Genomic DNA, 23,727 nt, shown 5'->3' on the forward strand with positions numbered 1-23,727 from the left:
AGCACGGCGCCGTCCTCGTCGCGGGTGACGTAGCGGAACTGCGCGTGCGCGCCCGACAGGCGGCCGTCGCGGTCCCAGCGCACCAGGAATTCGTAAGCGTGCTTTTCCGTCTTCATAAGTGCCTCCAAGACGCGATGTGGATCAGGAAACGGCGGCGCCGTCGGGCCACCGCCAACCGGTGCCGTCGCTGACGGCCAGCCGCCGGTTCGCCGCGCCGTCGGAGACGTAGATCAGCCCGCGCGCCGTCGCCGTCGGCAGAGTGGCGATGGTGTAGCTCGGCAGAGCCGGGACGGAGCCGAACAGCACCCGCCCGCCGCCGTCCGGGTTCAGGTGCAGGTCGGCCACTGCGCCGGCCGCCGTCGCCCCTTGCAGGGCGGCAGCGTTGTATCGGCTGCCGATGAGAACGCGACCGGTGTTCCCGGCGTCGGTGCTGGTGATCTGCGCCACCCACCCGGCCGCGAGGTTGCCGGTCGCGGTCAGGGTGGTGACGGTGGCGGTGCTGGGCGCCGTCGCCCCGATCGGGGTGCCGTTGATCGACCCGCCGGTGACGGCGACGGCGTTGGCGTTCTGGGCCGACAGGCTGCCCAGCGCGGCCAGTTCCGAGTGGACGAAGGCGGTGGTGGCGAGCTGGGTGGTGTTGGTGCCGACGGGCGCGGTCGGCGCGGTCGGCGTGCCGCCGAGGACCGGCGAAACCAGCGGGGCCTTGGCGTTGAGCGCGCCTTGCAGGCCGTTCACATCGGCGACGGCGTGGCCGTGGACGGACGTGGCGAGACCCTGACGGATGGCGTCGACCGTGGTGCGGACGGTGGCGGTGCCGTCGTCGACCGGCACGATTTCCGCTCCCGTCAGGGCGCCCGCGGCGGGCAGCTGGTGGATGGCGATGTCGGGCATGGGACGGTCATCTCCGGATGAGGCGCAGCCCCGACCGCGTCACCAGCGGGCTTGCGAAACGGGTGGTCAGGAGCGTGGCGAGGCGCCGCGCCGCGCTCAGCAGGAGGCCGGTGCGGATCAGCATCACAGCATCTCCGACAGGTGGAGCGTGCCGTCGCCGGTGGCGCGGATGGCGGCCAGGGATTCGCCGGGCACGACGCGGAAATATTCCGGGGCGTCCGCCGGCAGATAGTGGCCGGCCTGGGTTGCGACCGGGCTGCGGCCCAGGACGAGGAAGCAGGGCGCCGTGGCGACGGCGCGCACCACCGTGGTGGTCGCCCCGAAGGGGGCGGAGGCGGTCGACGTGGCGGCGATGGCCACCGCCTGCGCGGTGCCCGGCCGAAGCGCCTGGATGTGGTGGCCATAGTCGTCCGTTGGCAAAAGCGGCATAAGCGCTTCTCCTTCCTGTCGGCAGGGTGTTGTCGGGATCGGCCCGGCCGGCGTGCGCGGCCGGAAAAAAGAAACCCCGCCACGGCGGGGGGCCGGGCGGGGATGCACGTCGGGTGTTGGCGAAAATATTCCTACATTAGGTGGCGTGCCCTGTCAAGCCGCCTCAAGCCGCCTCAAGCCGTCACCCGTCCCGTCCAGGCGGCGGCGGTGGCGGGATCGACCGGCGCGTCGTCGCCCCCCTGCATCCGCATCCGGTGCAGGGCGCCGATCGTCCCCAGGGCTTCCGCGGCCCGTTGCGCCGGGCTGTGGTGATCGCGGATCAGCGCCGCCAGCCGCTGCGCCCGCCTGTCCCGATCCTCGGGACGGGCCATGAGATCGGACACCGCGGCGGCAAGCTCGGCGGCGTCGGCACCGGTGGCGACGGCATCGCCGAACAGCTCCGCGACGGCCGGGGCGGGGCGGGTGACGACGAAGGCGCCGTCGGCCCCCGCCTCGAACAGGTCGAGCGGCAGGAAGCCATCGGCCGCATCGTCGGGGGAAAGGTCGACATAGACGGTCGCCGCGGACGCGCGCAGACGGTGCAGGTCCTCCCCCGCGATCCGCCGGCCTTCGACGCGGTCGAGCGGCGCCGTGCCGTCCCACCCCTCGCCGAAAAGGACGAGCGGCAGCCCGGCGGCCAACGCGTCGACGGCAATGCCGCGGTGCCCGGCGGGACGGTCGCCGACGAACAGGTGGGCGCCGGCGGTGGACCCGGATTGGGGCTCGCGGGGCCGGACCTCGGCGCAGGGGAGAAGCGGCGATGCCGGCAGTCCCGTCTCGGCCAACCGGCGCGCGCAGGCGGCGGAGGCGACGAAGACATGGTCGTAGCCGAGCATTTCCGCGCGCGACACCCGCCCGGGCTGGCCGGTCAGCCACAGGATGTTGATGTGTTCCGGCTGCGGCTCGTAGGCGTCGGGGCCGCGCAGCACGATCACGACGTCGTCCATGCGGTCCATCCGCCGCCATTCGGGCCGGCCGTCGATCCGCACGCGGTGGCCGTGCGCCCGCATGGCCTTCGCCAGGGCCTCGGCCATGCGGCGCTCGGGTCCGCCGGTCTCGCCGCTGCTCCCATTGCTGGCGCCTGGCGTCGGACCGGGCACCTTGAGGGCGATGCGCAGGCTGGTCTCCGCGTGCCGGCGCAGCTGGTCGAGCAGCGACCGGGCCCGCTGCCCGCAGTGGTGGCGCTCCCGCACCAGCGCCGCCAGCCGGGCCGCCAGGGCGTCGCGCTCGTCGGGATGGTCGAGGAAATGGGCGATCCGCCGGGCGAGGTCGTCGCGGTCCGACCAGACCGGCAGCAGCCCGTCGAATGCCTCCCGCGCGGCGGCCTCCGCGTTCGTCAGGACCAGGCGCCCGGCCGCCAGGGCGGCCAGCGTCCGCGGGCCCGCCACGCCCCACCGGCGCTCGTCCGCGCCGGCGCCGTCGACGACCAGGGAGGTCGAGGCGTGCAGGTCGGGCAGGCGGGCGTGGGGCTGGACGCCGCGCGCGCAGGCCGCAAGGCGCGGATCCTCGTCCCAGCCTTCCCCGAACAGGGCCAGCCGGCGGCCGGGCAGCAGCCGGGGGTCGAGCGCGTCGGCCACGGCCGGGCCGACGCGGTGGGCGGCGCCCGTCAGGCAGACGTCGGATTCCAGCTGCCGGTCGGGCCGGCCGGCCGCGTGGAGGTCGGGATCGACGGCGTTGGGAAAGGCCAGGACGGCCGGCCCGAACCGCTCGCCGAGGCGCTGCGCGAAGCTGGCGGAGGCGGACAGGTACAGGTCGTAGCGGTCGAACCAGTCCTGCTCCTCCCACCGCTCGAACCGGTCCTGGCACCAGGCGACGCACAGCAGGTCGGGGCCGGCGTTCACCACGGCGGTCAGGTCGTAGTCCCAGCGGGTGACGATCAGCAGGCTGAGGTCGGCAAGGTCGTACCAGTCCTGGTGCTCGTCCAGGAACACGACCTCGATGCCGGGATGCCGCAGCAGGGCGCGCCCCAGCTCCAGCGCCAGGGCGTGGTCCTCCGCCGTGGCCGCGGGGCCGCTTTCGCTGACCACGAAGCCGATGCGCAGCGGCTCCACGGTGTAGACGCGGTCCCGCGCGACCTGGCTTTCCCGGACCAGCCGCTTGACGGCGTAGCCGTAGCGCCGGGCCAGCAGGCGGTCGTTGTCCGCGTGCCGGCCGGCCACCGCCGGCTCCCGCCCGGTCAGCCGGGTGAAGCCGCGGTGGTGGAGCGCGGTCAGGTGGTTGGCCGTGATCACGCGCTTGCCGAGGCGCTGCCGGTACTTCAGGCAGAGATCGACGTCCTCGTAGCCGTAGACGTACGCCTCGCAGAAGCCGCCGGCGGCCAGGAACTCGTCGCGGCGCACCAGCATGATCGCGCCGGTGGTGGCCGCCGTCTCCTCCGCGACGTGGGCGCCGGCGGCCGACCAGGGCGAGAACTTCTCGTCGTAGGGGCTGTAGACCGGCCGGTCGCTGCCGCAGAACCGCACGCCCAGATGCTGGATCGGCGGGATGTCCAGTTCGGAATGCTTGTCCAGCGTGTCCAGCAGCTTGCAGCCGACCACGCCCACGCCGGGATCCTGGTCGAGGATCGCCGTCATCGGCGACAGGATGTCCTGGACGAGGATGACGTCGTTGTTGAGGAACAGCACGTGCCGCCCGCGCGCGAGCGCCGCCGCCCGGTTGTTCGAGGCGGAAAACGAGCCGTTGTGGTCCAGATAGGCCGTCACGATGGGAAGCCGCGCGCACCAGCCGTCGACGATGGCGCGGCTGCGGTCGGTCGAGTCATGGTCGACCAGGATGATCTCGTAGGTCCCCGCCTTGCACCAGCGCTGGATCGACCGGAAGAGCGGGTCGAGCAGGGCCTCCCCGTTGCGGTTGAGGATCACCAGGGAAACGGCGCAGGACTCCGCGTCGACGGTGACGGGCGGGGCGGGATCGGCGGGGAAGGCGCGGAAGAAGTCGGCGAGCGCCGGCGGCGTTCCGCCCAGGCGGCCGCGCTTGGGGAAGCTGACCCGGATCGGGCTGCCGTTCAGGGGATTGCCGCTGCCCACCACCCGGACCACGGCGTCGTGGGGCCGCCCGTCGCGCACGAAGGCCGGGGTGTCGATCCGGAAGCCGCAGTTGCCCGCCCTGGGATGGCCGCTCTTCACGTCGGGACGGAAGACGTTGGTGGTGAAGCGGCCGATCACCTTGCCGTCCACGACGAGTTCGAGATCGATGGGCCGCTCGGGCGCGTTGAGGTCGAGCGCCCAGCCGACGGCTTCCCAGCGGCGCAGGGAGTCGAAATAGCCGATGATGTGCTCCGGCGCCTCCGGCTGGCGGACCAGGGCCGGGGAGCGGGCAAGCTCGTACCCGGCGCCGACGACCTCCACGCGCACCATGGCGTCGGTGGCCAGCGGCGGTTCGAAGGGCAGGTGGAAGGCGAAGGCCGCGTCGGCGGTGCCGGCGTCCGTCACGTCGGTGCGCGGCGACAGCGCGGCGGTGGAGGCGATCGTCCGCCCGTCGATGGACGCGGCGACGCGGATGCGCCCGCCCGCGTCCTTCCCCTTCACGCCGATCCATCCGTCGATGCCGGACGGCGTGGCCGTCTCGACCACGCCGACGTAACGGCCGAAGCGCAGGCGGCGCTCGCCGTCCGCCAGCGGGGTTCCGGTCCCGGCGATGCGGACGGCCACCTCGTGCTCGAAGCCGTCGCGCAGGACCGCCGGCGTGCCGATCCGGAATCCGCAGGAGCCGCCCGGCGCCTTGCCGTCCTCGGTTGCCGCGGGCGCCGGCTCGGCGCGCTTCAGGGAGGCCCGGCCGCTGGCCGCCACCGCGCCGTCCACCAGCACCTCGACGACGGCGGGCGCGCCGGCGGCGTCGCCGAGCGCCCAGCCTTCGATGACGTGGGCGTCGAGGAACTCGACCGCCCCCTCGTTCCGTCGCGCCGCCCCGGCGTCGTCGCCGCCGGGAGCGACGGTGACGAGGACCGGGCTGTTGTCGAGTTCGCCGCCGCCGGCCACCCGGACGTGGATCCGCTTGGGCGTCCCGTCGGCCAGGCAGGCGGGCAGGCGGGCGTGAAAGCCATGGCGCCCGACGCCGCTCCCCCCGAAGAGGTTCGGCTCCGGTTCCGGGACGGTCTGGTCGGCCAGGCATTCGGCCACGACCGCGCCGTCCACGACCAGTTCCAGCGCCAGCGGCTCGTCCGGCCGGCGGTGGTCGAACGCCCAGCCGTACAGGCTGCGCGCGGTGACCGTGTCGATCTGCCCGGCCAGCGGCGGCTTGATCACGAAGTCGGTCGGACGCGGCAGGTCGGACCCGTCGGGGCAGACCGCCCGCAGCGTTGCGAAGGCGTCGGACGGCACGTCCGGCGGGATGTCGAAGACGAAGCTGTGCGCGCCGATTCCGCCGGCGTCGAGATCCGGGCGCGGCTGGTCGGCGCGCACCGACCCGATCGGCGTCCGTCCCAGGAGGATCGTCACCTCCACCACGTCGGACCGCTGGTCCGTCCGGACGACCCAGCCCCGGATGTGCCGTGGCCCGATGCCGTCGAGAAAGCCTTCGTAGGACAGGACGAAAGCATCGCTAACGGCGTCGGCGGGCAGCATGCAGCAACGTTCCCTGGTGAGCAGGGTGGCGAGGCCGGGCAAGGGCTCGTCCACCACGGGTTGGTGTCATCGGACCACATTCCCCGGAAAGAGTGGATGCCGGGTTAACGGGCCGGCCGGCGGCGCTGCGCCGGACTCTTCATCCCTTCTGCTCCGCTCCACGCGGAAAGGACCCGGCCAGGGAAATATCGGCAAGGCTTGGCAGAAGGTTCGCCGACGGTTGCATTGCAAACTTGTAACATTTATTTCCGAGGCGAAAGCCTCATCCTCTCCAGCGATCCGTCAGTGACATCAATGGGCGATGACAAATGATTGATCGCCCCGCCCGGACAGGCAAGCGTATGGGGATGATGTTGATCCTGCTTCCATCGCCGTGATATAGGTCTTCCGACCGAGTTACCCAAATTGGCTGAGCCAGCAGCCTTTCTTGCCGCAACCTGGCAGGGAAGCGCGGCGAGGGTTGCGTTGGTTCGCACGATGTCAGCCCGCCGGCGCAAGCCGTGGGGCGCAAATGCCGGAATGTCGCTGTGCTTGTAGATCCGCCTCCGGTGCTGGTGCCGGGTTTTCCGGACCCCCGAACGAATGATTCCGGAACCGAGCACACCGGCGGTCGCCCCTTCGCCACGGAACAGGCCTGGCTGGACAACGTCCGGAAAACCATCTGGCTGATCCGTCCCGACCTCCGCGATCACTGCGGACAGGATTGGGAGCGCTTCAACGCGTGGTTGCTGCTGAACGGCGCGGCGGAATACCGCGCCCTGGCCGAGATCAGCGAGGAGCAACGAGCCCGCGACCTGGAGTCGGAGCCGGCGGAGGAAGCCTTCCCCGACGTGCGGCCGCGCCTGACCCGCCTGATGAAGCAGGCCTGGTCGCTTCTGCCCGACCTGAAGACGGTGTTCGACCTCGCCACGCCCGAAGGGCAGCGCGACTTCGCCACCTGGCTGATCGTCCACGGCCGGCGCCAGTCGGATGGCTGGGCGGATCTGGCCCTGGCCGTGGCCCGGCCGCTGCTGTCGGAGCCGGCCCCGGAGGCCGTGCCGGGGCAGTATCCGGTGCTGACCAGATTCATGACGATGGTGCACCGGGCGCGGGCCGACCTGCCGAACGCCTTCAACCTCGCCACGCCCGAAGGGCAGCGGGACTTCGCCTGGTGGGTCTTCATCAACGGGCCGGGCGAACTCGGCCTCGCCCGCTACATCACCGACGAGCAGAAGCGCTTCCTGAACGAGCCGGACGAGAGCCTGCCGGCCGACACGCCCATCCCCATCAGCCGCCTGATGCGCCAGATCTGGCTCCGGCGGCCCGACCTTCAGGCGGCCTTTCCGCTCGACCAGGCCGGCGGCCGGGCCGGATTCCTGGCCTGGTACGTCGTCCACGGCGTCGGGGAGCTGCAGCTGGCCGAGGTGATCGACGCGCCGATGGCGGGGGAACTGCTGGCCCCGGCCGGCGAGGCGCTGCCCGTGCCGCGCGTCCTGTCGCTTCTGTGGACGGGTGACGTGGCGCTGCAGGAGCGCTTTCCCGATCCCGCCGCGCCGGACTTCCGCCTCTGGGCCGATGGCGAGGGCCGCGCGCGCTATCCCGTCCTGGCGCGCCTGGCCAAGCTGGCCGCGACGCCGGCCCAGGGGACGCCCGCCCCGGCGGTGCGCAACGGGCGGGGCGACCTGCCGTTCGGCGTCAACCTGATCGGCGCCGCGCGCGGCCAGTTCGGCATCGGCGAGGACGTGCGGATGGCCGCGCACGCCATGCGCGTCGCCGGCATCCCCTTCAGCATCTACAACGTCGATCCCGGGCCCAGCGTGTGCCAGGGCGACGACAGCGTCGAGGGGCTGATCGGCGACGGCCTGCCCTATGCGGTCAACATGATCTGCACCACCGGCATCGAGACGGCGCGCCTGGCGGCGTTCGAAGGCCGGCGCCTGTTCGACGGGCGGCCCGCCATCGGCTTCTGGCCATGGGAGCTGCCCGAATGGCCGCGGGAATGGCGGCACGCCTACGACCTCGTCGACGAGGTCTGGGCGTCGACCCGCTACACCTACCAGGCCTACGCGGCGAGCTGCCCCAGGACGGTGCGGCACATGCCCATGACCGTCACGGTGGACGCCAGCGACGGGCTCGGCCGGCGCGACTTCGGCCTGCCCGAGAACCGCTTCCTCTTCGTCTTCTCCTTCGACGCGCTGTCCAGCTTCTTCCGCAAGAACCCGGAGGCCTGCGTGCAGGCCTTCCGGATGGCCTTCCCGCGCGGCGACGAGCCGGTCGGGCTGGTGATCAAGGCGATGCGCGCGACGGGCGAGAACCCGGTGTGGCTGTCCATGCTCGACACGGCGGCGGCCGACCGGCGCATGACCATCATCGGGCGGACGCTGACCCGCGGAGCCGTGCTCGACCTCTACCGCGCCTGCGACTGCTTCGTCTCGCTGCACCGGGCCGAGGGCTTCGGGCGCGGGATCGCCGACGCGATGATGCTGGGCAAGCCGGTGATCGTCACCGGCCATTCCGGCAACCTCGACTTCACCACGCCGGGCTGCGCCGCCCTGGTGGACCACCGGCCGCGGCCGGTGGGAGCGGACGAATACCCGTTCGCCGCCGGCCAGATGTGGGTGGAGCCGAGCGTCGAGCACGCCGCCTGGTGGATGCGGCGCCTTTTCGAGGAGGCGCAGCTGCGCGAGCGGCTGGCCGAGCAGGGGCGGCGGCTGACGATGGCGACCTACGCGCCCGAGGTGGTGGGCGCCCATTACGCCGCGGTGCTTCGCCAGGTGATGTCCGGCCAGGGGATTTCCGGCCGGAGGACGTCCGAATGGCGCTGCCAGCCCGAGGCCGCGCAAACCGACCACGATTCCAATCAGCACCTAATCCGGGGCTTCCAGCGATGAAACACCTCTCCGATTCCGTGATCCGGTCGCGCGCCCCGTTGCGCCTGGGCTTTGCCGGCGGCGGAACCGAGATTTCGCCCTACGTCGACCGCTTCGGCGGCGTCGTGCTGAACGCGACGCTCGGCCTGCATGCCCTGACCAGCATCCAGCCCTCGCCGGACGGCCGCATCCATTTCCACGCCAAGGACATGGAACAGTCGATGTCGTTCGACCTGGCGGACGAACTGCCGACGGACAACGCGCTGCAGCTGCACTGCGCGGTCTACAACCGGATGATCCAGAGCTTCGGCGATGGCCGGGCGCTGCCCATCACGGTGACCACCCATTGCGACGCGCCTCCGGGATCGGGCCTCGGCTCGTCCTCGACCCTGACGGTCGCGATGATCAGCGCCTACGACCGCCTGCTGCGCGCCAGCCTCGACGAATACTCCATCGCGCGCGTCGCCTTCGAGATCGAGCGGATCAGCCTGGGGCTGCAGGGCGGCCACCAGGACCAGTACGCGGCCTCCTTCGGCGGCTTCAACCTGATCGAGTTCCTTCCCGACGGCGAGGTGGTGGTCAATTCGCTGAAGATCGCCCCGCGCATCATCCGCGAACTGGAAAGCTCCCTCGTTCTCTATTACACCGGCCGTTCGCGCTCGTCGGGCGACATCATCGCCAACCAGGCCAAGAACCTCGCCGAGCCGTCGTCGGAAGCGGTGGAGAGCATGCACCGGATCAAGGAGATGGTCGGCGACATGCGGCAGTGCCTGGTGGCCGGCGACATCGCCCGGCTGGGCCGCCTGCTGCATCAGAGCTGGGAAGCGAAGAAGCGCACGGCCAGCAGCGTCTCCAACAGCCACATCGACGATTTGTACGAGGCGGTGCTCAAGGCCGGGGCCATCGGCGGCAAGATCTCCGGCGCCGGCGGCGGCGGCTTCATGATGCTGGTCGTCGATCCGGTGCGGCGCCTCGACGTGATCCGCTCGCTGAGCCGGGACGGCGGCTTCGTCCTGCCGACCTCCTTCGTCCAGGAAGGGGTGCAATCCTGGCACGTCCCGCAGACGGACACCGCCTTCAACCGCCGCCGAGCCCTTATTCCCGCCTGAACCGGCGTTTGAAAGACATCGTCTAAGGATATCGCACCATGTGGCTTATCGTCGGTGCCTCCGGTTATCTCGGAAGCTACTTCCTCAAGAACATCCTCGAACACACCGACGACAGGATCGTTGCCACCTACTGCAGCACCCCCCCGGCCGACGATGCGGGCGGGCGGGTGTCCTGGCGTCCCCTCGACCTCGCCAAGCGTGAGCAGATCACCGCGCTGGGCGCGGAACTGGCCGGCGTGACGGAGCCGCTGCGCGTCATCGTGCTGTCGGCCATCCATCACCCCGACAAGGTGCGCGAGAACTTCGCCCAGGCCGCGGAGATCAACTTCATCGGCTTGACCGCGCTGCTCGGCGCTCTGCCGGCCGGGGCGCGGCTGTGGTACGTGTCCTCGGACGTGGTCTACGGCGAGAGCGTCGAGAAGCACTTCTTCCGCGAAACCGACCCGGTCGGGCCGGTGAACGCCTACGGGCGCCAGAAGGTGGTGGCGGAGCAGATCGTCCTGGCCTTCGGGCACAACGTGGCGCGCTGCTCCTTCCTGATCGGGCCCAGCCGGATCGGGCGCCCGCATTTCTACGACGTCATCGCCTCCACCCTGCGCCGGGGCGACGTCATGGAGATGCTGGCCGACCAGTACCGCTCGGCCATCGACTTCGACCAGGCGTCGGAACTCATCCTGCGGCTGATGCAGCGCTTCCCCCACGACCGCCTGGGGGTGGTCAACATCGGTTCCGACCAGCCGCTGTCCAAGTTCGAGGTGGCGCAGGCGATCGCCCGCGCCCACGATCTGCCGGAAAGCGGATTGAAGCCGGTCCTGTTCGGCGACAGCACCTTCTTCGCCGACCGGCGCGCCCGCGACATCCTGCTCGACAACAGCAAGCTCAAGCGCCTGCTCGGCCTCGACCGGGTCGTGTGCCGCTTCTGACGCCCGCCTTCAGAGAAAAAAAGGCCTCACAATGATCACGTTTCTAGAGCCGGAATTCACCCACGGGGACGAGCGCGGGTCCCTGCGTCAACTCGTCTCGGGGGGCTGGTCGCAGGTCAACGTCATCCAGTCCGCCGCCGGGACCGTCCGCGGCAACCATTGGCATGAGCAGACCCGCGAAATGTTCTTCTGCGTGTCCGGCGGATTCAAGCTGACGCTGGAAAAGAACGGCGAGAAGCAGGAGCACCAGATCGGTGCCGGCGCCTTCTTCCATATTGATCCCGGTGTGCGCCACACCTTCGCCTACGACCAGGACAGCGTGATCGTTGCGCTCTACGACCGCGGAGTCCAGTTGGAAGACGGCACGCTCGACATTCACAGCTGACGGCGCGCGTCGATCGTTCAACGGGAAGTCCGCTCATTGTTTGCTAAGAATTTAATGGCATTCAATCCGGCGTGATGCCCTTCCGGAAGCGGACCAGGGATACGCTGCGGGCTTCCCGACCAATACCTTTTCAAGCCTAAGGAGCTTTTTCGACGATGACCAAGGCGCGTGCGCTCATCACTGGCATCACCGGCATGGTCGGGTCGCATCTGGCCGACTACCTGCTCGAACACACGGACTGGGACGTTTACGGCTTGGCGCGTTGGCGCAGCCCGCTCGACAACATCCAGCACCTGATCCCGCGCATCAACAGCAAGGACCGGGTGTTCCTGGTCCATGGCGACCTGCGCGACAGCCTGTCGATGAACGCGGCCCTGGCGTCGGTCAAGCCGGACTACATCTTCCACCTCGCGGCGCAGAGCTTCCCGAAGGTCAGCTTCGACTCGCCCATCGAGACGGTCGACACCAACATCACCGGCACCGTGCGCCTGCTGGACGCCGCCCGCCAGTACTGCCCGAACGCCATCATCCACAACTGCGCCTCGTCCGAGGTGTTCGGCCGCGTCCCGCGCGAGAAGCTGCCGATCAACGAGGAATGCTCGTTCCACCCGGCCTCGCCCTACGCCATCTCCAAGGTGGGCACCGACCTGTTCGGGCGCTTCTACGCCGAAGCCTACGGCATGACGGTGATGAGCACCCGCATGTTCACGCACACCGGCCCGCGCCGCGGCGACGTGTTCGCGGAGTCCACCTTCGCCAAGCAGATCGCGCTGATCGAGCAGAACCGCATTCCGCCGGTCATCAAGGTCGGCAACCTGGATTCGCTGCGCACCTTCGCCGATGTGCGCGACGCCGTGCGCGCCTATTTCATGCTGGTGACGAAGAACCCGCAGGCGGGCGAGTACTACAACATCGGCGGCACCTACACCTGCACCATCGGCGAGATGCTGGACACCCTGCGCGGCATGTCGACCGTGAAGGACATCGCGGTCGAGACCGATCCGGAGCGCCTGCGCCCCATCGACGCGGACCTGCAGGTGCCGGACACGGCCAAGTTCAAGGCGCACACCGGTTGGGAGCCGGAGATCCCCTTCCAGACGACGATGTCCGACCTGCTCGAATACTGGCGGGAGCGCGTCCGGACCCACAAGGACTTCCTGACCCGCTGACCATCCGGGGCAGGGCCGGCGGACATCGGCCCTGCCCGTTTCCCTTGCCGTTTTTCAGTCAACGGACCGACCTCCGGGCGGATCGACTTCCGGAACGAGCGAGCCCAGAATCCATGGTGCATCAAGCCATCATTCTTGTCGGCGGGCGGGGAACGCGGCTTGGTCCGCTGACCGACGACACGCCCAAGCCCCTGCTGCCGGTGGGGGGGCGCCCGTTCCTCGGCTATCTCGTCGACACGCTGTTCCGGCACGGCTTCCGCGACATCGTCATGCTGGCCGGCTACCGCGGCGAGAGCGTCGCGCGCTTCTGCGAGGAGGCGCGGCGGCCCGGGCTCAGCCTGCGCTGCGTGATCGAGACGGAACCCGCCGGAACCGGCGGCGCGCTGCGTCCGGTGGCCGACCTTCTCGAACCGCAGTTCCTGCTGCTCAACGGCGACACGCTGTTCGACGTCAACTTCAACGACCTGACCGTTCCGCCCCTGCCGGAGGACGGGTCCCGGCTGGCCCGGCTGGCGCTGCGGCGGGTTCCCGACACCAGCCGCTACGGCGCCATCGCCGTCGACGGCGAGCGGATCGTCGCCATGCGCGAGAAGGCCGGGCAGGGCGAGGGGCTGATCAACGGCGGCATCTACCTGCTGGACAAGCGGGTGCTCGACCGGCTGCCGGCGTCGCCCTGCTCGATCGAAAGCGACCTGTTCCCCCGCCTGGTGGCGGAGGGCGCGATCGAGGGGCGGGCCTACGACGCCTTCTTCCTCGACATCGGGGTGCCCGCGGACTTCGCCCTGGCCCAGACCGTCATTCCCGCCCGGACCCGGCGCCCGGCCGCCTTCCTCGACCGCGACGGCGTGCTGAACGAGGACGTCGGCTACGCGCACCGTCCCGACCAGATCACCTGGGTGGCCGGCGCCAAGGCGGCGGTGAAGCGTTTGAACGACGCAGGCTTCTACGTCTTCGTCGTCACCAACCAGGCCGGCATCGCCCGCGGCTACTACGGCGAGGACGACGTCCGCGCGCTCCACGGCTGGATGCAGGACGAGCTGCGCGCCATCGGCGCGCATGTCGACGCCTTCTATCACTGCCCGCACCATCCGGACCACGGCGAGCCGCCCCTGCGCGCCGACTGCGCCTGCCGCAAGCCCGAACCGGGGATGCTGACGCAGGCCATGGCCGACTGGCCGGTCGATGCGGAACGCAGCTTCCTGGTCGGCGACAAGGACAGCGACCTTCTCGCCGCGCAGCGCGCGGGCGTCGCCGGCACGCTGTTCCGCGGTGGCGATCTCGACACCGTGGTCGCCGGCATCCTCGCCCGTTCCGGGAGTGAGCCGTTCCGCACCACCTGACTCCGTTCCAAAGACGCCGACCTGCGGACCGAGGGCACCGTTCCCGCTCGCTTGGCAAGCAAGCCTCAGGAGTATTCGAGCATGTCGACCCTAAACAGCTACTTGGCGGAAAGCGCTGAACTCTTCCGCAAGACCATCGAGCAGGATCTGTCCTCCGTCACGGACCAGGCTGTCGACGTCCTCGCCAAGGCCCTCGACCGCCGTCTTCCGGTTCTCGTCTGCGGCAACGGCGGGTCCTCCAGCGACGCCATGCACATCGCGGGCGAACTGGTCGGGCGCTTCCTGGTCGAGCGGCGGGCGCTGAACGTCATGGCGCTGTCGGCCAACACGTCGGTGCTGACGGCGTGGAGCAACGACTACGACTACAACAGCGTCTTCTCGCGCCAGGTGGAGGCCCACGGCCAGCCGGGCGGCGTCGTCTGGGGGATTTCGACCAGCGGCAACTCGGGCAACGTGATCGCCGCCTTCGAGAAGGCCAAGGCCATGTCGATGACGACGATCGCCCTGACCGGCGAAGGCGGCGGGCGGATGGCGGCGCTGTCCGACGTGCTGCTGGCCGTGCCGTCGCGGGTCACGCCGCGGATTCAAGAGCTGCACATTGCCCTCTACCATTTCATCTGCGCCAAGGTCGAAGAAGCCGTGGCCGGAAAGAATCTTTAAGGAGTGAAATGCCTATGGCTTCCCAAAGACACTTTGCGTTGATCGTAACTTGGCCGGACGTACACAACGCCGAGTATGAAGCCATCCTGCGCATTCAGCGGGCGGCCAAGACGATGGGCATCCAGTGCAGCCTCGTGAACAACGAGGGCTTTCTTCTGTCGACCCTCTCATCGGCCACGCCGCACCGTCTGCGCCCGCAGGACATCGACTTCGCCCTTTCGCTCCACTTCGAATCGCCCAAGCTGTTCGACGCCTACACCTACACCGCGCTGTGGAACCCGATCGAGTTCTACCCCGACTGGGGCTATGAGAAGTCGGTCAATCAGCTGATCTCCCACGACGACTTCGTCTATTCCGGCTCCGACCGGGCCCTGCGCCACGTCCAGCGGCTGCGCCCCCATTTCCCCCGCCTGCCGAACGACGCCGTCGAGTTCTACCCGTCGATCTCCGATTCCATCTTCGCGCCCACCTTGGGCGAGCGGAAGATCTTCTATTGCGGCATGAACTGGGAGAAGATCAGCAACCAGAAGGGCCGCCACCACGACCTCCTGCGGCTGCTCGACGAGTCGGGCAACCTGGCCCTGTACGGGCCGAAGGAATTCATGGGGGTGAAGGTCTGGGGCGACTACGAGAGCTATGTCCGCCCGATCGCCTTCGACGGCTGGTCGCTGATCCGCGAGATCAACAAGTGCGGCATCTGCCTGGCGCTGATGTCGGACGTCCACTTCCATTCGGGCATCGCCTCGTCGCGCCTGTATGAAGGCCTGTCGGCGGGTGCCCTGGTCATCACCGACGACCATCCCTTCTTCCGCGACCGCTACGGCGACAACCTTCTCTACATCTCGCCGCTGGCCGACGGCCGCAAGCGCTTCGAGCAGATCTCCGACCACCTGCTGTGGATCGAGCGCAACCCCGAGGCCGCCCTGGCCAAGGCGGCGGAGGCGCAGCGGATCTATCTTGAGCGCTTCGCCATGGACAAGCTGCTCGAGAACCTGTTCGCCGCCACGGAAACGCGCCGCGCCGCCATCGGCCGCAGCGTCCATGCCAGCAAGACCGACGACGCCATCGAGGTGATCATCCCCTTCGTGTCGGGCCCGGTGTCGGCGCTGCAGAAGATGCTCGCGTCGCTGGCCACCCAGACCTACCAGGCGGTCACCTTCACCCTGCTTCTGGACGAAGGCTTCTTCGCCCACATGGGCGACGAGGTGCGGGCGGTCGTTCCGGCGGGGCTCCGCGGCGAGGTCCTGACCTTCCCGTTCTACGAGAGCGACGGGGTCAGCGCCAGCGTCGGCCCGCGCCTCGTGCGCCTGGGCGAGGCCGTCGACCGCGCGCTGTCGCGCAGCCGCGCCGACTATTTCTGCTTCATGACCGCGGCGGAGAGCTGGTTCTCCGACCACCTCAGCCGTCTCAAGCGCGTGCTGGACGACGACCAGACCGCGCTGGGCGCCTATTCCGGCGCCATCTTCGAACACACGGAGCCGGCCGGGAAGGGTCGCCGCACGCTGGACTTCCTGCGCTTCGACCGGCTGTACCGCCAGCAGATGGCCCGCCTGCAGCGCCACCCCGGCCTGTTCCTGTTCCGCCGCGGCCTGTACGACGCCGAAACCACGCTGGCGCTGCGCGACCTCGACGGCATCGAGCATCTGCTGTTCGCCACGGCGGCCGAGCATCGCGGCGCCCTGAAGCCGACGACCAGCGCCACCTGCATCCGGCACCTTGAGAACGAGCGCCACATCCCGGTGCCCATGCTGGCGATCAGCCTGCAGCAGAGCTACCTGGAAGACCTGGGCTATCTCGACCGCATCGTCCGGCCGGAGGTGCAGCCCCTCGCCGACGGCGAGCTTCTGCTGACCCCGGCCGCGCGCGAAATGCGCGGCTTCCCGCGCGGCCTGGCGCCGTACCGCCAGCAGTCCGTGATCATCTTCGGCAAGAGCGGCAACCACGCCGACTATCTCGGCAAGGGGTGGAGCGTCACCGAGGACCACTGGGTCTGGATCGATGGCGTCCACGCCCAGGTGTGCATGCGCCAGCAGCTGGTCGATCCGCCCTCGAACTGCTTCCTGCGCTGCGACCTGGAGCCGCTGATCACCGGGAAGTTGCCGAGCCAGACGGTGACGCTGTCCGTCAACGGCACGGCGGTCGCCACGGTGACCCTGTCGAGGCCCGGACGGGCGATCATCACGGCGGCGGTTCCGGAGGGCGTGGTCCGCGCGGGCGAGCCGCTGACCATCGACATCGAGTGCGCCAACGCCTACCGCCCGCCGGGGGAAAGCCGCTACCTGTCGGTCCGTCTCTACGCGCTGATGCTGTCGACGGGCGAGGAGCATCCGGTTCCCGAACTCCTGTACCTCAACAGCGAGTTCAACGAGGACCGGTACCTGGCGCTGAACCCGGACGTCGCCGCGGCCAAGCAGGCGGGCGAGTTCAAGAACGGCTACGAGCACTTCTTCCGCCACGGCATCGGCGAGAAGCGCGGCTACTGACGCGGGTGTCGCCCGGCGGGAAACCCGCCGGGCGCCTGCAGCCCCGGCGGGGCGGGAGCGAAAGGGGAAGACGGGAATGACGTCGTGCACCTTGAGGACCCTGTCCCGCCGGCGCAGCGTGCAGGTGCGGTGCCCCAAGCGCTTTGAATGGCGGCGCTTCGAAGGAAATAGTGAAGAATTTGGAATCGGCCGGATCCGCAACATCAGAAGGCCGGTCGTCAAGTTGAAGCCGAATGCCGGCAATCGCGGGCGGCGCGGCCATCAGGAACTTCGGCTGGCCAACGTGCCCGATGCCAAGACGTTATTGTGGCGTTTCGTGCTTTCTGTTGACGGCAGGCTATGTGGATGGTAGAGGTGCGATTTTGGTTAACAAAAAGCGAGAAATGTCCACGGTCCATACTGTGCGTTGCCAAGCCGTTTATTGATGGCGTTGCCGGAATTTGGGCCGAGGATTTTGCAATAGGTCGACGACATAGGATTTGCCGCAGCCATGCGAGTCGAACGCACCCCTGATATATCCCGCATGAAGGCCGTCATTCTGGCCGGTGGATTGGGTTCCCGTTTGAGTGAGGAGACGGTCACCAAGCCAAAGCCGATGGTCGAGATCGGCGGGCGGCCTATCCTGTGGCACATCATGAAGATTTATTCCCACTTCGGTGTGCGGGATTTTGTGATTTGTCTGGGGTACAAGGGCTTTTACATTAAGGAATTCTTCGCCAACCTCAACCTGGCGGCATCCGACGTGACGATCGACGTGGCGCGGAACACGGTGTCCGTGCTGCAGAGCGAGATCGATCCCTGGCGGGTCACGCTGGTCGACACCGGGTTGGAGAGCATGACCGGCGGGCGCCTGAAGCGGATCCGGCGCTATCTCGACGACGACACCCCGTTCTTCATGACCTACGGCGACGGCGTCGCCGACGTCGACATCACCAAGCTGCTGGCCCATCACGTGGAAAAGGGGCGGCTGGCGACGGTGACGGCGGTTCGGCCGGTGGCCCGCTTCGGCGCGCTCGGCATCACGGAGGGCATCGTCACGCAGTTCGCCGAGAAGCCGATCGACGAAGGCGGCCTGATCAACGGCGGCTATTTCGTCCTGTCGCCGGAGACGCTCGACCTGGTCGACGGCGACGACACGATCTGGGAGCGGCAGCCCATGGAGCGGCTGGCGGAAGCGGGGCAGCTGGCGGCGTTCCAGCACCACGGCTTCTGGCACCCCATGGACACGCTGCGCGACCGCAACTACCTCGACCAGCTTTGCTCCACCGGGCGTGCGCCCTGGATGACGTGGGTGTGATCATGGCCGTGAACAAGGCATTCTGGCAGGGCCGGCGGGTTCTCGTCACCGGGCACACGGGCTTCAAGGGAAGCTGGATGAGCCTTTGGCTCGAACGGCTCGGCGCGCAGGTCTGGGGCCTGTCGCTGCCGCCCTACACGGAGCCCAACCATTTCGACCTGCTCGGCCTGGAGCGCCGCATGCAGCACCGCGTCGGCGACATCCGCGACCGCGCGCTGGTGCGGGACGTGGTCGCCGAGGCGGCGCCGGAGGTGATCTTCCACATGGCGGCCCAGCCGATCGTCGCGCTCGGCTGGCGCGATCCGCAGGGCACCTTCGCGACCAACGTCATGGGCACGATCCATGTCCTGGAAGCGGCGTTGGAATGCCCGTCGCTGCGCGCGGCGCTGGTGATCACCTCCGACAAGGTCTACGCCAACCCCAACGACGGCGTCGCCTTCACCGAGGATTCCCCGCTCGGCGGCGAGGATCCCTATTCCGCCTCGAAGGCGGCCACCGAAATGGCCGTGCGCGCCTTCCACGCCCCCTTCGCGGCGCGCGGGCTGGGGCTGGCCTCGGCGCGCGCCGGCAACGTGATCGGCGGCGGCGACTGGTCGGCGCACCGCATCGTCACCGACTTGGCGCGGGCGGCGGCGGCCGGGACCGTCCCGGTCCTGCGCCGGCCGAACTCCGTGCGGCCCTGGCAGCATGTGCTGGAACCCCTGTCGGGCTATCTGCGGTTCGCGGCCCGCCTCGTCGAGAAGCCGGACGGCGCGCCCGCCGCCCTGAACTTCGGCCCGCCTCCGGAGGATTGCCGGACGGTGGCCGAACTGGCCGAGGCCTTCGCCGCCCGCTATCCCTATTCTCCCGCCTGGCAGGACGGCGGCGAGTCGATCGGGCTGGAAGCGGGGCTCCTGACGATCGCCTCGGACGCGGCGCACCGGGAACTCGGCTGGTCGCCGCGGCTCGATTTCAAGGCGACGATCGACTGGACGGCGGAGTGGTACGCGGCCCACAACGCGGGGGCCGACATGCCCGCCCTTTCTCTCGCGCAACTTGAGCGTTTTGGCCTAGAGCCTTAGAAGTAATCCTGCCGGCAGGATGGCTGGCGCGGATTTCCTGACGAGGCCCGCTCCAGGGCGGGCTCCCTTCACCAGCGAGAAGACAGCACCAATGACGACCGACGAGACCGCGGACAGCTTGAAGCAGGAAATCCTTGCGAAGGTGCGCACCTATTACGAGGTGGCGCACCGCCGCAAGCCGTTCGTGCCGATGCAGACCCGCATCCCCTACGCGGGCCGCGTCTATGACGACCGCGAGCTGGTCAGTCTGGTCGATGCGTCCCTGGATTTCTGGCTGACCAGCGGCCCCTGGACCGAGAAGTTCGAGGATTCGATGCGCCGGATGTTCAAGGCGCGCGACTTCCTGATGGTCAATTCCGGCTCCTCGGCCAACCTGCTGATGATCTCGACGCTCTGCGCCCCGCAGATCGACGCGAACCTGGCCGACTCCCCGCTGCGCCGCCTGATGCCGGGCGACGAGGTGATCACCCCGGCGGTGACCTTCCCCACCACGCTGGCGCCGATCATCCAGAACAATCTGGTTCCGGTTTTCGTCGACTGCGAGGTCGGGACCTACAACGTCGATCCCAAGCAGCTTGAGAACGCCATCGGGCCGCGCACCCGGGCCATGTTCCTGCCGCACACGGTGGGCATGCCCTTCGACCTGGGAACGGTCGTGGAGCTGTGCGAGAAGCACAACCTGTGGCTCATCGAGGACGGCTGCGACGCGCTGGGCGCCACCTACGACGGAAAGCTGGTGGGCACCTTCGGCGCCCTGTCGTCGATCAGCTTCTATCCGGCCCACCACATGACCACCGGCGAAGGCGGCGGCGTGGTGGTCAACGACCGCCGGCTGAAGCGCACGGCGCTGTCGCTGCGCGACTGGGGCCGCGACTGCTGGTGCCCGTCGGGCGTGTCGGACACCTGCCAGAACCGCTTCGGCTGGCAGCTCGGCAACCTGCCGCAGGGCTACGACCACAAGTACACGTACTCCAACATCGGCTACAACCTGAAGGCCACCGACCTGCAGGCCGCCATCGGCGTCGTGCAGTTCGGCAAGCTCGACCAGTTCATCGCCGCCCGCCGCCGCAACTTCGACCGCTACATGAACGGTCTGGCCGACCTGGCGGACAAGCTGATCCTGCCGCGGGTCGACCCGCGCGCCGGCCTGTCGCCCTTCGGCTTCCCCATCACCGTGCGCGAGGGGATCGAGCGGCTGCGGTTCCAGAAGTGGCTGGAGGAAGGCAACATCGAGACGCGCCTCGTCTTCGGCGGCAACGTCCTGCGCCAGCCCGGCTTCATGAACATCGAGCACCGCGTCGCCGGCACGCTGGAGAACTCCGACCGCATCATGAACGACACCCTGTTCATCGGCGTGTACCCGGGTCTGACCGACGACATGATCGACTACGTCATCGAGCGGATTCACAAGTTCTTCCAGTAAAGCGTCTCGAAACGGAAGGGTGCTGGTCCCCATGCGCATACTGATTACCGGGGCGACCGGCTACATCGGTCAGCACGTCGCCATGGCCGCGGCGGAGCGGGGGTGGGACGTCCATGCCCTGGTTCGCCCCGGGTCGTCGACGGACCGGCTGGTCGCGGCCGTGCCGGGTGTGCACCTGCACACCGCCGAGCCGACCGCGGCATCCCTTGCCTTGGCCGTGGCGGCGGCGGCACCCGACGTCGCCTGCCATGTGGCGGCCGACTCCCGGGCCCAGGTGCCGGCGGCCGAAATGGCCGACCAGCTTGCGGCCAACGTCACCTACGGCACCCTGCTGGCCCAGGCCCTGATCGCGGCCGGTTGCCGCCGCTTCGTCAACACCGGGAGCTGGTGGGAATACGACGAGTTGGGAGGATACGCTCCCAACAGCCTGTACGCGGCGAGCAAGCGGGCTTTCCAGGATATCCTGGCCCATTACGCCCGCCAGCACGCGATGGCGATCGTGACCCTGGTGCCGTTCGACGTCTATGGTCCCGGGGATTGGCGCGGCAAGCTTCTGCCCAGCCTCGTCGCGGCGGCCCGTCGTGGCGAGACGATGGCCACCACCGCCGGCGAGCAGATGATGGATCTGGTCCACGTCGCCGACGTGGCGCAGGGGTTCGTGACGGCCGCCGAACGGACCGCCGCCCGGAACGCGGCGGGCCGCCACCAGGTCTTCGCCCTGTCCAGCGGGCGCCACACCTCGCTGCGGGATGTGGTCGGCATCCTGGAAGCGGCGTTCGGGCGTCCGATCGAGATGGGCTGGGGGCAGCGCCCCTATCCGCCGCACCAAGTGTTCCAGCCCACCGACCGCTTGCCGAATCTCCCCGGCTGGCAGGCCAGGCGCAGTCTGGAAGATGGCTTGGCCGAACTCGTCAACGCCCATGCCGAAGCTGCCGCACCGGGAGAGGCGATTGCGGAGAAAGGCCTGGGAACGAGCGGCGCCACGGAACGGCGGCCCGGAATTTTCTATTTCATCACATGGCACCAGGATCTTTCTTCCTTGGTGCGCATGCTTTACTATATCTATGACGAGCGTAATTATTATTACATTTCGATCGGCGGAAATTACAAGAGAGGGGAAGTCTCCCTCGATTGCATCCTGCAGGCTCCGAACATCACCGTGTACCATGGGCGTCCCGTGTCCTGGGGCGGGCCACGGCTGCTGTTCGACAATGTGCTGACCGCCATGCGGTTGTTCCTGGATTTGAAGCCTGAATGCCAATGGTTTCAGGTTCTCTGCAACCAGAGCTTTCCGTTGCTGAGCCAGAACGGCATCCGGTCCTTTCTGGTCGATTCCGACTGGATGGAGAGGCACAGCCGGCCGCCGGCCTGGAAGCCGGAATTTCTGGACGATCCGGATGGCCACGGGATGATGCCGCGGATGCTGCACGATGTTTTCAGCGCATGCAGCATCGATCCTGTGCTTCAGGCGCCGACCTTTCTGCCCTCCGATCCCGCGGCGAGCAACTTCAACTTCACCGCCGAGCCGCGCAGCTTGGATTCCAACGTCCGGGGCGCAAAGCAGCGCTACATGATCATGCCGCAATCGGCTGACATGCGTGGCCTTGCCTTCAACAAGTACATTGAGTTCCTGGACCTGACGGAAGAGGATCGCACCTATGTGCGGATGCTGTCGCCGCACGCCATGCGCTGGGTCCATTCCGTGTTCCGTCGCTATCCCCTCCACAGCGGCGATCCTTTCCTGACCGCCTGCCGCACCTTCGCCCGCTTCGTTCTGGAAGACGACCGCGCCCAGGAAATCCACGGGGCGATGTGCCATCAGTTCGGTCCGGAGATGAACTTCTTCGACACCATCAAGCACAACTTCCCGCCGGCCGAGCGTGGTTCCATGAGCCACAACGTCTGGAACGGGCAGGCGGGCAATCTGGCGGTGACGGAGGACGACATCGAGCCTTCGGAGAAGGCGGCGGCCAACTTCCGGCGAATGTTCATCCGCAAGGTGACGCGTCCGGCGGGCGTGGGGCTGGCGCGCCACTTCGGGGAGCGGATCGAGGCAGAGCGCCCCGAGGACGACCGGCGTTGGTCGCTGGCCTTGATACGGGAACCGGGCGCGGCGGGGCGGCGGGTCGAAACCTTTGCGCCGTTCGCCGGCAGCGTGTGGCGGCTGCGCACCCTGACCGGGGACGTGCTGGGCGAGTTGCGGCCGCAGAATGGGACGGACAACGGAAAGCTGTTGGACGGCTCCGGAGAGCCCGCCGGCCATTGGTGGCGCGTCGATGGCGCCATCCGCATCGCCCTGGCGGCCGAGAACGGCCGGGTCGAGTTCTACCGCCGCGCCTCGGCCAGCGGCGGCCGGCTCATCCTGGTGCCCGACGAAGTCGTGGGTGTCGGCAACGGCTGGGGGCGCTTCCTCGACCAGCCGCTGGAGGATGGCTTCGCCGCGGAACCGTCGCGGCCGGTCACGGTGAACATCGTCTGCCGCGACGGCACGCTCCACGGGGCCGAGGAGGTGGTGCGCGAGGGCAAGTCGGCGCTGGGGCTGGTGCTGGACGCCCACAGCGACGTGCCCGACGACCCCATGCTGGTGGTGACGCGCCACCGCGGCGTCCGCTGGGACGGCCTTGAGAGGGACGAAACCGGTGCGGTCCTGGCCCGGCTGACGCTGGGCGACACGCCGCAGCGTCTGGAACTGGCGCAGCTGTCGGTGTCGCCGGAGCGCAGCGTGCTGGTGTTCCGGCGTCCGGTCGCGGAGCGCCCGGAGAGGGTGCCGGTGCCGGCCGACGGTGCCGTGACGATCACGCTGGACGAGGCGGCGCTGTGCGAACGGCGCTGGGTGGTGACGAGCCGCCTCTTCTCCCGCGCCCGGCCGATCCACTTCCGGTCCGACCGGCGCGTCGAGGTGGAATGCGGCGGCGCCGTCGGCTACTGGCGCCTGGACGGCCATCGCCTGCTGCTGGCCGACGTGGCCGACTGGCGGCTGGGTGAACTCACCCAGTTCGTCCTCGACGAGGGCCGCTGGCGCATGGCCGGCTATGGCCAGTACGACCTCGCCGAGGACGATTGCCTCCACATCGTGGAGCGGGACGGGTTGTAGCCGCGGCCCGGCG

At 68.9% G+C, this 23,727-nt stretch carries 16 protein-coding genes; 13 read left to right on the forward strand and 3 right to left on the reverse strand.

From position 1 onward, the window contains the following. Window positions 1–141 precede the first annotated feature (141 nt). The 3 genes from J2851_RS19970 to J2851_RS19980 all read right to left on the reverse strand — a co-directional run bounded on the left by J2851_RS19970 (window position 142) and on the right by J2851_RS19980 (window position 5,921). Window positions 142–891: a hypothetical protein gene (locus J2851_RS19970; RefSeq protein WP_209768345.1), complete on the reverse strand. Its 750-nt coding sequence runs from the start codon at window positions 889–891 to the stop codon at window positions 142–144. A gap of 123 nt (window positions 892–1,014) precedes the next feature. Then, on the reverse strand, window positions 1,015–1,320 hold the full coding sequence (locus tag J2851_RS19975) for a hypothetical protein (protein ID WP_209768348.1): 306 nt from the start codon (window positions 1,318–1,320) through the stop codon (window positions 1,015–1,017). 173 nt (window positions 1,321–1,493) lie between these two features. Then, complete coding sequence (locus tag J2851_RS19980; protein ID WP_209768351.1) at window positions 1,494–5,921, reverse strand: glycosyltransferase family protein; 4,428 nt, start codon at window positions 5,919–5,921, stop codon at window positions 1,494–1,496. A 527-nt stretch (window positions 5,922–6,448) separates the two neighbouring features. On the opposite strand from J2851_RS19980, the gene J2851_RS36585 reads away from it, so the two are divergent. The 13 genes from J2851_RS36585 (at window position 6,449) to J2851_RS20045 (ending at window position 23,714) form a co-directional block, all read left to right on the forward strand. Next, on the forward strand, window positions 6,449–8,791 hold the full coding sequence (locus tag J2851_RS36585) for a glycosyltransferase family 4 protein (RefSeq protein WP_209768353.1): 2,343 nt from the start codon (window positions 6,449–6,451) through the stop codon (window positions 8,789–8,791). Continuing rightward, window positions 8,788–9,879, forward strand: coding sequence for a GHMP family kinase ATP-binding protein (locus J2851_RS19990; protein WP_209768355.1), 1,092 nt, complete (start codon window positions 8,788–8,790; stop codon window positions 9,877–9,879). Before J2851_RS36585 ends, J2851_RS19990 begins: the two co-directional genes overlap by 4 nt. A 38-nt stretch (window positions 9,880–9,917) precedes the next feature. Beyond that, window positions 9,918–10,802: an NAD-dependent epimerase/dehydratase family protein gene (locus J2851_RS19995; RefSeq protein ID WP_209768357.1), complete on the forward strand. Its 885-nt coding sequence runs from the start codon at window positions 9,918–9,920 to the stop codon at window positions 10,800–10,802. Between the two features lie 31 nt (window positions 10,803–10,833). After that, entirely contained in the window at window positions 10,834–11,187 is a 354-nt protein-coding gene (locus J2851_RS20000) for a cupin domain-containing protein (RefSeq protein ID WP_209768359.1), read from the forward strand. 155 nt (window positions 11,188–11,342) lie between these two features. Further along, window positions 11,343–12,356 carry a GDP-mannose 4,6-dehydratase gene (locus J2851_RS20005; protein WP_209768361.1) on the forward strand — a complete coding sequence of 338 codons (1,014 nt, stop codon included), beginning with the start codon at window positions 11,343–11,345 and terminating at the stop codon, window positions 12,354–12,356. A 113-nt stretch (window positions 12,357–12,469) separates the two neighbouring features. After that, entirely contained in the window at window positions 12,470–13,696 is a 1,227-nt protein-coding gene (locus tag J2851_RS20010) for an HAD-IIIA family hydrolase (RefSeq protein ID WP_209768363.1), read from the forward strand. A gap of 81 nt (window positions 13,697–13,777) precedes the next feature. After that, complete coding sequence (locus J2851_RS20015) at window positions 13,778–14,356, forward strand: D-sedoheptulose-7-phosphate isomerase (RefSeq protein WP_209768365.1); 579 nt, start codon at window positions 13,778–13,780, stop codon at window positions 14,354–14,356. A gap of 38 nt (window positions 14,357–14,394) precedes the next feature. Beyond that, window positions 14,395–16,839 carry a glycosyltransferase family protein gene (locus J2851_RS20020; RefSeq protein WP_209768369.1) on the forward strand — a complete coding sequence of 815 codons (2,445 nt, stop codon included), beginning with the start codon at window positions 14,395–14,397 and terminating at the stop codon, window positions 16,837–16,839. Window positions 16,840–16,915: 76 nt separating this feature from the next. After that, on the forward strand, window positions 16,916–17,191 hold the full coding sequence (locus tag J2851_RS20025; protein ID WP_209768370.1) for a hypothetical protein: 276 nt from the start codon (window positions 16,916–16,918) through the stop codon (window positions 17,189–17,191). A gap of 171 nt (window positions 17,192–17,362) precedes the next feature. Continuing rightward, complete coding sequence (gene rfbF / locus J2851_RS20030) at window positions 17,363–18,136, forward strand: glucose-1-phosphate cytidylyltransferase (protein ID WP_209768372.1); 774 nt, start codon at window positions 17,363–17,365, stop codon at window positions 18,134–18,136. Window positions 18,137–18,138: 2 nt separating this feature from the next. Beyond that, entirely contained in the window at window positions 18,139–19,197 is a 1,059-nt protein-coding gene (gene rfbG / locus J2851_RS20035; RefSeq protein ID WP_209768374.1) for a CDP-glucose 4,6-dehydratase, read from the forward strand. Between the two features lie 91 nt (window positions 19,198–19,288). Next, window positions 19,289–20,620 (forward strand): lipopolysaccharide biosynthesis protein RfbH, encoded by a 1,332-nt coding sequence (rfbH, locus tag J2851_RS20040; RefSeq protein ID WP_209768376.1) that lies wholly within the window; start codon window positions 19,289–19,291, stop codon window positions 20,618–20,620. 31 nt (window positions 20,621–20,651) lie between these two features. Continuing rightward, complete coding sequence (locus J2851_RS20045; RefSeq protein WP_209768377.1) at window positions 20,652–23,714, forward strand: NAD-dependent epimerase/dehydratase family protein; 3,063 nt, start codon at window positions 20,652–20,654, stop codon at window positions 23,712–23,714. Window positions 23,715–23,727 lie beyond the last annotated feature (13 nt).

It is taken from the genome of Azospirillum rugosum (genome assembly GCF_017876155.1).
GTDB lineage: Bacteria > Pseudomonadota > Alphaproteobacteria > Azospirillales > Azospirillaceae > Azospirillum > Azospirillum rugosum.